The following is a 9,458-nucleotide window of genomic DNA, read 5'->3' as shown; positions in this document are numbered from 1 at the left end:
CCCCCCGCCCGCAACGGCAGCACGGGGTCGTGACCGGGGCGGGCCGGCGCCGCGAGGACGGCCTCGCCGTCCTGCTCGACGACGCCTTCGGCCAGCGGCGTGCGGGCGGCGACGGGCCCGCGCACGCCCCCGCCGCCGAGTCCGAACCGGCCGACGCGGCGCACGCGCCCGGCGCGGGCCCGCAGCACGCGCTCCACCTCGCGCCAAGTCACGTCCCCCGCATAGGCGATGGTGCGGGCGGCGGCGTAGACCTGACGGAGCAGGATGTCGGCGTCCAGCAGCCCGAGTTGGGCGGCGACGCCGTCCTGGTCCTGCAGGCTCAGCCGGTCCGTGGCCCGGCCGGTGACCAGGTGCAGGGCGTCGCGCACGTCGCGCAGCGTGGCCGCGGCCTCGCGCAGGCCGGCCCGGGGCGCGTCGGCCACCCAGGAGGCGGCGACCGCGTCCAGCGCGGTGACGTCGCGCAGGCCGCCCCGCGCCTCCTTCAGGTCGGGCTCCAGCAGGAAGGCCAACTCGCCGTGGCGCTCGGCCCGTTCACGGCCCAGTTGGAGCAGCTCGGGCAGGCGCTTGGGCGCGGAGGCGCGCCAGTCGGCGAGGACGGCGGAGCGCAGCGAGGCGGTGAGCGCCGGGTCACCGGCGAGGTGACGGGCGTCGAGCAGGCCGAGCTGTGCCTTCAGGTCCTCGGCGGCGACGGCGCGGGCCTGGCCGAGGTCCCGAACGGAGTGGTCCAGCGCCAGCCCGCCGTCCCAGACGGGGTACCAGATGCGTTCGGCCACCGCGCCCGCCCGCCGCGCGTCGCCGTCGTGGAGCAGGAGCAGGTCGAGGTCGCTGCGCGGCGACAGCTCGCCGCGGCCGTAGCCGCCCACGGCGACCAGGGCGGTGCCCGAGCCCTCCGGGGCGGCGGCGGCGTACAGGCCGGCAAGCCAACGGTCCGTCAACTGCGCCAGTGCGGAGCGCCGTTCGGCGCCGGTTCGGGGGTCCTCGCGCAGGAGACGCAGCCGCTCTGCGGCGTATCCGGTGCTCTCGGCCTGTGCGTCCGTCAAGTCCCGCTCCCCATCTGATCGGCCTGTTGTGCAGCATACGTTCAGCGCCCCGACCAGGGGCGCGAGGAATCCCTCGCCCTCCCCTGGCCTTCGGCCGGCGGTGCCCCCGCAGCGGGAGTGCCCCCAGCGCGAGAAACCACCCGAGGAGGTCCGGTGCCGAACGTTCCGGCCGGACCTCCCCGAGTGGTGGGCTGGTCGCTCAGTCCCCCGCGCCTCCGCGGGGGTGGTGCAACTACAGGGCGTCCGGGCCCCGTTCGCCGGTGCGGACGCGGACCGCGGACTCGACCGGCACGGACCAGACCTTGCCGTCACCGATCTTGCCGGTCCGGGCGGCCTTCACGACCACCTCGATCACGCTCTCCGCGTCGTCGTCCTCCGCGAGGATCTCGATGCGGACCTTCGGCACCAGGTCGACGGTGTACTCCGCGCCCCGGTAGACCTCGGTGTGACCGCGCTGGCGACCGTAGCCGGACGCCTCCGTCACCGTCAGGCCGTGGACGCCGTAGGCCTGCAGGGCCTCCTTCACGTCGTCCAGGCGGTGCGGCTTGACCACTGCGGTGATGAGCTTCATCTCAGGCGTCCACCTTCGTACCCGGGGCCACGGCGGCCTCCTCGTTCGCGCTCTCCTGGGCGGCCGGAGTGGAGCCCAGCGCCTTCGAGAGCGCCGCGCCGACCGCACTGAAGTCGTAGGCCGACTCCGCGTGTTCGGCCTGGTCGATGCCCGCGAGCTCGACGTCCTCGGAGACCCGGAAGCCCATCGTCTTCTCGATGGCCGTGCCGATCAGCCAGGCGAAGACGAAGGAGAAGGCGCCGACCACCGCGACGCCGAGCGCCTGCTTGCCCAGCTGGCTGAAGCCGCCGCCGTAGAAGAGGCCCTTGGCCGGGGAGTAGAGGTGACCGGTGGACAGGAGGCCGATGAGCAGCGCGCCGGCGGCGCCGCCGACCGCGTGGACGCCCACCACGTCCAGCGAGTCGTCGAAGCCGAGCTTGTACTTGAGCCCGACGGCCCAGGCGCACAGGACACCGCAGACCAGGCCCAGCAGGATCGAGCCGAGCGGGCTGATGAAGGCACAGGCGGGCGTGATGCCGACCAGGCCGGCCACCGCGCCGGACGCCGCGCCCAGGCTGGTGAAGGCGCCGTGCTTGATCTTCTCGAAGGCCAGCCAGCCGACCATGGCGGCGGCGGTGGCGATCTGGGTGTTCATGAAGGCGACACCGGCGATGCCGTCGGCCGCCAGCTCCGAACCGGCGTTGAAGCCGAACCAGCCGAACCACAGCAGCCCGGAGCCGAGCATGACCAGCGGCAGGCTGTGCGGACGCATCGGGTCCTTCTTCCAGCCCTTGCGCTTGCCCAGCACCAGGGCCAGGGCCAGTCCCGCGACACCCGCGTTCAGGTGGACGGCGGTACCGCCGGCGAAGTCGAGGACGCCCTGCTGCGCACCGAGCCAGCCGTTCGGGCCCCAGACCCAGTGGGCGACCGGGAAGTAGACGATGGTCACCCAGAGGGCGACGAAGAGCGCCCAGGCGGAGAACTTCGCGCGGTCGGCGATGGCGCCGGAGATCAGCGCCGGGGTGATCACCGCGAACATCAGCTGGAAGGCCGAGAAGGCGAAGATCGGAACAGTTCCGTGCAGGGCGTTCGTGCCGATGTCCCGCATTCCGAGCCAGTGCAGGTCACCGATGAGACCTGCGCCCGCGTCGTTGCTGAAGCTCAGCGAGAAACCGTAGAGCACCCACAGCACTGTGACGATGCCGATGGTCACGAAGCTCATCATCAGCATGTTCAGGGCACTCTTGACCCGGACCATGCCGCCGTAGAAGAAAGCGAGGCCCGGGGTCATCAGAAGGACCAGTGCCGCGCTTATGAGTACGAATGCGGTATCCCCGCCGCTGAAGCCGCTGGGCATCGGCGTCTCCTCGAAGGTGTCGGGCCGCTGCACCTCCGGGTATCCCGTCCCGTTTCCCCCGGAGGCGTCGGCTGATGCAGGAGAGAGTGACGGAGGCGGGTTTCGGCCGGTGCGTGACCGTGTTTCGCAGAGGTGACGAAGCTGACGCCGCTGTTACGCCGCAGTGAACGGAAGTCACACCCGTTCCGATGCGCAGTTGAAAGCGGGGAGAAGAAGAGCGAGAAACGAGCCGGAAAAGTACAACCGGCCGCGAGAACCGTCCTTCAGACCTGGCGTGGGGGAGCCGAGTCGGGTGATCCGGACGGTTCTCGCGGCCGGTGACCGGGGAAGCCGTGGCCGAAATGCCGCCGCGGACGGGCGGCGGCACGCGGTCAGACGGCCTTGGGTTGGACGTGCTCGGGGAGGGACTGGTCGACGCGCTCGCACAGGTCGGCGATCTGGCTCACGGAGCCGAACTCGCGGTGGGCCGCCTCGACCGTCTTGCGCAGCCTGCTGTTGACGCGCTCCGAGCGCATCTTGACCGCGATGTCCACCGCCTCCTGGGCGGAGGCCGCGGCCTGCTCCGGCTCCTGCTGCAGCAGGTGGACGGAGGCCATGCCGATCAGGTTGAGCGCGTAGGAGCGGCGGTGGTTCTCGTCCTGGGAGAAGAGCTCGACCGCGCGTTCCATGGGCTCCTTGGCCTGCAGCGCGTACACCTGGCTGCGGCCGGTGTGGTAGCAGAGGTCGCGCAGCGAGTGGGCGTTCTCGGCGTTGAGTTCGGCCTCGGAGAAGAACTTCAGCCAGTCGTGCTTCTCGTCGCCCTTGCCCATCTCGTCGAAGGCGTCCTCCGCGTGCCGGGTGGCGCGGTGGCACTTGGCGACGTCGCCGAGGTTGGCGTAGGCGCGACCCTCCATGGCGTACATCAGCGCCTGCTGCTGGGGCGTGGCGGTGTCCCGGGAGCCGTACTGGGCGAGGTGGATCAGCTCCAGTGCGTCGCCCGGACGGTTCAGGTGGATCATCTGCCGGCACATGTCGGTGAGGATCAGGGCGCCGAAGGACCGGTCCCCGGCCTCCTTGGCGGCGTGCAGCGCGAGCACGTAGTACTTCTGCGCGCTCGGGTGCATCCCGATGTCGTAGCTCATCCACCCGGCGAGATGGGCGAGTTGGGCCGTGGTCTGGAACAGGCGCTTGGTGGTGGCCGCCGGGTAGCTCTCCTGCAGCAGGTCGGTGACCTCGTGCAGCTGGCCGACGACCGCCTTGCGGCGCAGCCCGCCGCCGTTCTGCGCGTCCCACTGCCGGAACATGACAACGGTGGACTCGAGCAGGTCCAGCTCCGGCTCGGACAGACGGCCGGTGGCCGTCTCGCCCCGGGCCGCACTGACGATGCCGTTGGCGGACTGGCCGGATGGGGTGGGGGCCAGCCACCGCTGCATCGGCTCGATCAGCGCCGAGCCGGCCGCGAGGGCCAGCGAGGTGCCGAGGAAGCCGCGGCGGTTCAGCATCAGGTCGCTGCGGGAGTAGTCGGAGAGCAGCTTCACCGTCTGCTCGCCGCTCCAGGGCAGGTCCACCCCGGAACCGGGAGCGAGCGGCGCGACCGCCTTCAGACCCAGGTCCTCCACCGGGACCAGGGAGCCGAAACGGTCCGAGAACAGCTCGGAAAGGATCTTGGGAATCGGCTCGCGCGGCTGCTCGCCGTCCAGCCAGCGGCGCACCCGCGAGGTGTCGGTACTGATGTGCGCGGCGCCGATCTGCCGGGCACGGCGGTTGACCTGACGGGCCAACTCGCCTTTGGACCACCCGCTCCGGACGAACCAGGCGGTCAGTTGCTCATTCGGTTGCTTGTCTCCCACCGGAACGCCCCCATCCCGGGCTCACTTGCACAGCCTCGCCCGTGATGCACCGTCAGCCGGAGCCCCGAGCCTGAACCCTTGCCGCGATCCCTGACGGTCAGTCAGAAGTGCCACTGGCATACGCACTTGACGGAGCATCAGCGATCCTGCACCGAGGAACCTAGCGCGGTTTGCGCCATCCGGGGGAGCCCGCCACCGGAAACGCCACCTTTCGCCACCCCTCCGGGTGAACTTCGCCGGGCTGTCGCGCGCTTCACTGGATGCACAGCCTTCGCACACCCTCGCCATGCACCTCGCCCGTCCGGCGGAGCCACCGGAACCGACCCTCCCCCATCCGCGTCGGCGCGGGCAACGAATTCACGAAATCGCCATCCGATCGGGTGGCGCACAGCCCGAAAGCGCGCCCCCTGGCAAGCCCCCGCCCATCGAGCCGTAACCATCGGACACCCACGCAGGTTGGAGGTGAGTGGCCATCAATCCGATCCTCTCCACCGGCCCCCTCGCCGGACGCCGGCGCAGCAGCGCCACCCGGTGCCGGGCGGTGGCCGAGTACACGTCCCTCTGGGGCTGGACCGTCGACCTCGACGGCCTCCGTCTCGGCCCGGGCAGCGGCCCCGCCGAGGTGCGCGCGGCCTGGCTGACCCGGCCGCAGGCGCAGGTGCGCCTGCTCACCGGCCACGGCTTCGACGTCCTCACCGTCCCCGAGCAGGCCGGCTGCCAGGCGCTGGTCCGCGCCGAGCGGATGGGCCTGCGCCCGGGCCCGGTGCTGGCCGCGGACGGCAGCGCGCACTTCTTCGTCACCGAGGGCACGGCGGCGGAGCTGCCCAAGCTGCTCTACCGGGCGGGCTGGGACGGCGCCGAGCTGGACCTCACCGGTCGCGGCGTCGGCGCCTCCGTGCCGGTCCCGCCCTCTCCCACGGCGCGGTGGCTGCGGCCGCCCACGCCAGAGTCGGTCCTCCGGCCGCCGGAACCCCAGCCCCTGCTGAGCGCGCTGGCCTACGCGGCCCACACGGGGACGCGGGCGCTGATGCTCAGTTGCAGCACCTGAAAGGGGCGCGACGATCTCCCGCCCGAAGGGTGGGGGATCGTCGCGCCCCTGAGGGGCTGCTCGCTCAGTCCAGGAGGGCGTCGACGAAGGCCTCGGGCTCGAAGGGGGCGAGGTCGTCCGCGCCTTCGCCCAGGCCGATGAGCTTGACGGGCACGCCCAACTGCCGCTGCACCGAGATCACGATCCCGCCCTTGGCCGTGCCGTCCAGCTTCGTCAGCACGATGCCCGTGATGTCCACGACCTCCGCGAACACCTTTGCCTGGACGAGCCCGTTCTGACCCGTCGTCGCGTCCAGCACCAGCAGCACCTCGTCCACCGGCCCGTGCTTCTCGACGACGCGCTTGACCTTGCCCAGCTCGTCCATCAGGCCGGTCTTGGTGTGCAGGCGGCCGGCGGTGTCCACCAGGACGGTGTCCGCGCCCTCCGCGATGCCTTCCTTCACCGCGTCGAAGGCCACCGACGCGGGGTCGCCGCCCTCCGGGCCGCGCACGGTGCGGGCGCCGACGCGCTCGCCCCAGGTCTGCAGCTGGTCCGCGGCCGCCGCGCGGAAGGTGTCCGCAGCGCCGAGCACGACCTTGCGGCCGTCCGCGACCAGCACCCGGGCCAGCTTGCCGCTCGTCGTGGTCTTGCCGACGCCGTTGACGCCGACCACCAGCAGGACGGCCGGGCGGGCCGGATCCTCGTCCGCGTGCTTCGCGGTGTTCAGGGTGCGGTCCAGCGTCGGGTCGATCAGGGCCACGAGCTCCTCGCGGAGCAGCCCGCGCAGCTCGTCGGGGCTTCGCGTGCCGAGGACCTTCACCCGGGTCCGCAGCGCCTCGACCAGTTCCTGGGTCGGCTGCACGCCCACGTCCGCGGTGAGCAGCAGCTCCTCGATCTCCTCCCAGGTGTCCTCGTCGAGGCGGTCCCGGGACAGCAGGTTGAGCAGGCCCTTGCCGAGGGTGTTCTGCGAGCGCGCGAGGCGCGAGCGCAGCCGGGTCAGCCGGCCCGCCGTGGGCTCGGGCACCTCGACGAGGAGGACGCCCTCCTCCCCCGGCGTCTCCGGGACGGTCTCCACTGCCGTCTCCGGCAGGGCGACCTCCTCCACCTGCCGCCGCGGCTCCTCCTTCGGAGGCGCGGCCTCCTCGCCCACCTGCGGCTCGCGCAGCTCGGGCGTCCGGGCGGGCGGCGCGGGGGGCAGTTCCTTGCGCCGCTTGCCGCTGACGACGAGACCGGCGGCCCCGCCGATGACGACGGCGGCGATGACGATGGCGAGAATCACGTATTCCATAGCGCCTCCAGTATCAGCTACCGACCGGCTCCTCGGTGGACGCCTGTGCGGGGAGGATCCGGCGCGGCGGCTTCCGCGGCTCGTCCCGGAGCCGCTGGCTGATCACCTGGGAGATGCCGTCGCCGCGCATCGAGACGCCGTAGAGGGCGTCGGCGCACTCCATCGTCAGCTTCTGATGCGTGATCACGATCAGCTGGGAGCTGTCCCGCAGCTCCTCCATGATCGCGATGAGCCGGCGCAGGTTGGTCTCGTCGAGCGCGGCCTCGACCTCGTCCATGACGTAGAACGGACTGGGCCGGGCCTTGAAGATCGAGACCAGCAGCGCCACGGCCGTCAGCGAGCGCTCGCCGCCGGAGAGCAGCGAGAGCCGCTTCACCTTCTTGCCCGGGGGCCGGGCCTCCACCTCGATGCCCGTGGTGAGCATGTTCTCCGGGTCGGTCAGCACCAGCCGGCCCTCGCCGCCCGGGAACAGCCGGGAGAACACGCCCTCGAACTCCCGTGCGGTGTCGTGGTAGGCGGCGGTGAAGACCTGCTCCACCCGCTCGTCCACCTCCTTGACCACGGTCAGCAGGTCCCGACGGGTGCTCTTGAGGTCCTCCAGCTGCTCGCCGAGGAACTTGTGCCGCTCCTCCAGGGCCGCGAACTCCTCCAGCGCCAGCGGGTTGACCTTCCCCAGCTGGGCGTAGGCGCGCTCGGCGGCCCTCAGCCGCTTCTCCTGCTCGTCGCGGACGTAGGGCCGGGGCTCCTGCCCCTCCTCCGCGGCGGGCACCGGCTGGTCCGGACCGTACTCGGCGAGCAGCGCCTCGGCCTCCAGGCCGTGCTCCTCCAGCGCCTTGGCCTCCAACTGCTCGATGCGCAGCCGCTTCTCGGCCCGCAGCACCTCGTCCCGGTGCACGGTGTCGGTCAGCTGGTCCAGTTCCGCCTTCAGCTCGCGGCTGCGCGACCGCTGGACCTTCAGCTCCTCCGCCCGCTCGGTCCGCTCACGCTCGGCCTCGGCCCGCTCGGCGGCGGCCTGTTCCAGCGAGCGCTCGACGAACGCGAGCAGCTGGCGCGCTCCCTCGGCCACCGCGGCGGCGACGGACGCCTCCTGGCGCAGCCGCTGCGCCCGCGCGGCGGCGCGCGCCCGCGCCTCCCGTTCGGCCCGCGCGCCCCGGTCCAACGCGTCGGCCCGGCCGGCCAGTCCGCGCACNCCGGCCGGCCAGTCCGCGCACCCGCTCCTCGTGCGTGCGGACGGCCAGCCGTGCCTCCATCTCGGCCTGCCGGGCGCGGGTACCCGCCTCGGCCAACCGGTCCCGCTCGCTGCTGTCCGGCTCCTCCTCGCCGGGCGCCTCCTCGGCGACGAGCAGCCGCTCCTCCAGCTCCGCCAGCTCCAACTCGGCCTCCTGCCGGGCCTCTTCGGCCCGCTGGACGGCCGCGGCCAGCCGCTCCGCCTCCCCCTCGGCGGCCTTCGCCTGCCCGCTCAGCCGCCCGAGCTGCCCGGCCAGCGCCGCCCGCTCCTTCTCCGCCGCCCGCCGACGCTGCGTCAACTCCTCGACGGCGGCGGCCAGTTCGCGCCGCCGCGCCTTCGCCTGCCCGACGGCCTCGGCCAGCCCCTCCCGCTGCGCCTCCAGTTCGGCGAGCCCGGCCTCCGCCTCGTCCACAGCCGCCTGCGTCTCCAGCACGCTCGGCGCTCCGGCGGACCCGCCGTAGGCGTACCCGGCCCCGAGCACGTCCCCGTCCCGGGTGACCGCCACCAGTTCCGGCCCGGCGGTGAGCAGCGCCTCCGCCGCCTCCAGATCGCTGACGACGACGGTGGCACGGAGCAGGGACCGCACGACCTCCACGACCCGCTGGGCGTCGGCCGGGGCGTCCGCCTGGGCGCCGACCAGGTCTGCCGCCCGGACAGCCCCCTCGGGCAGGACCGCCGCCGCGCGCCCTGGCAGGTCAGCCGTGCCGCTCCGCGGCACGTCCGCGGCCACCAGCAGCGCCGCCCGGCCCGCGTCCTCCTTCCGCAGCAGCCGCAAGGCCTCGGCGGCCACATCCGCCCCGCGGACCACCACGGCGTCGGCTGCCCGGTCCAGCGCGGCCGCCACGGCCGTCTCGTAGCCCTGACGGACCGCCAGCAGAGAGGAGGCCGCCCCCAGCACGCCGGTCAGCCGGTCCGCGGCGCCGAGCAGGGCGCCGGTGCCGTCCTTCCGCCGCAGCCCGATGGCCAGCGCGTCCCGCCGCGCGGTCAGCGCGGCCCGCTCCCGCTCCGCCGCGGCCTGCGCGTCGCGCGCGGCCGCCTGGGCCTCCTCCGCCTCCTGCACCTGGGCCCGCGCCCGCGCCAACGCCGCGTCCAGCTCGGCGTCGTGGGCCTCGCTGCCGTCCGCGACGGCGGCCTGCTCC

6 protein-coding genes and 1 pseudogene (1 of these 7 cut by a window edge) are annotated in these 9,458 nt (G+C 73.1%); 1 reads left to right on the top strand and 6 read right to left on the bottom strand.

All coding sequences use genetic code 11. The features are described from left to right. The 4 genes from ACFP3V_RS06250 to nsdA all read right to left on the bottom strand — a co-directional run. A protein-coding gene (locus ACFP3V_RS06250; protein ID WP_380580591.1) for a [protein-PII] uridylyltransferase crosses the window boundary here: on the bottom strand, positions 1–1,040 show its 5' portion. The gene continues 1,393 nt to the left of window position 1, outside the view; 1,040 of the gene's 2,433 nt are visible here — the first part of the coding sequence; its start codon is at positions 1,038–1,040; the stop codon falls past the left edge of the window. A gap of 232 nt (positions 1,041–1,272) precedes the next feature. Continuing rightward, a complete protein-coding gene (locus ACFP3V_RS06245) occupies positions 1,273–1,611 on the bottom strand; it encodes a P-II family nitrogen regulator (protein WP_380580589.1) in 339 nt (112 codons plus the stop codon). Position 1,612: 1 nt separating this feature from the next. Continuing rightward, positions 1,613–2,947, bottom strand: coding sequence for an ammonium transporter (locus ACFP3V_RS06240; RefSeq protein ID WP_380580672.1), 1,335 nt, complete (start codon positions 2,945–2,947; stop codon positions 1,613–1,615). 371 nt (positions 2,948–3,318) lie between these two features. Continuing rightward, positions 3,319–4,776 carry a transcriptional repressor NsdA gene (nsdA, locus tag ACFP3V_RS06235; RefSeq protein WP_380580587.1) on the bottom strand — a complete coding sequence of 486 codons (1,458 nt, stop codon included), beginning with the start codon at positions 4,774–4,776 and terminating at the stop codon, positions 3,319–3,321. 466 nt (positions 4,777–5,242) lie between these two features. Between nsdA and ACFP3V_RS06230 the strand changes: the two genes are divergently transcribed. After that, positions 5,243–5,824, top strand: coding sequence for a bifunctional DNA primase/polymerase (locus ACFP3V_RS06230; RefSeq protein ID WP_380580585.1), 582 nt, complete (start codon positions 5,243–5,245; stop codon positions 5,822–5,824). 64 nt (positions 5,825–5,888) lie between these two features. On the opposite strand, the gene ftsY is transcribed toward ACFP3V_RS06230, so the two are convergent. Both ftsY and ACFP3V_RS06220 read right to left on the bottom strand, forming a co-directional pair. Further along, entirely contained in the window at positions 5,889–7,091 is a 1,203-nt protein-coding gene (gene ftsY, locus ACFP3V_RS06225) for a signal recognition particle-docking protein FtsY (RefSeq protein ID WP_380580583.1), read from the bottom strand. Between the two features lie 13 nt (positions 7,092–7,104). Continuing rightward, a pseudogene (locus tag ACFP3V_RS06220) lies at positions 7,105–9,458 on the bottom strand (AAA family ATPase); the annotation flags it as partial.

It is taken from the genome of Streptacidiphilus monticola, from assembly GCF_042658505.1.
GTDB classification, from domain to species: Bacteria; Actinomycetota; Actinomycetes; order Streptomycetales; family Streptomycetaceae; genus Streptacidiphilus; species Streptacidiphilus monticola.
Note: the sequence above shows the minus strand (reverse complement) of the source record. Positions and strands in the feature narration are given on the sequence as shown.

What these genes read in the sequence shown, in the direction of transcription:
- ACFP3V_RS06240 (WP_380580672.1), bottom strand. Translation starts at nt 2,947, where the DNA reads ATGCCCAGCGGCTTCAGCGGCGGGGATACCGCATTCGTACTCATAAGC.
- ftsY (WP_380580583.1), bottom strand. Translation starts at nt 7,091, where the DNA reads ATGGAATACGTGATTCTCGCCATCGTCATCGCCGCCGTCGTCATCGGC.
- ACFP3V_RS06245 (WP_380580589.1), bottom strand. Translation starts at nt 1,611, where the DNA reads ATGAAGCTCATCACCGCAGTGGTCAAGCCGCACCGCCTGGACGACGTG.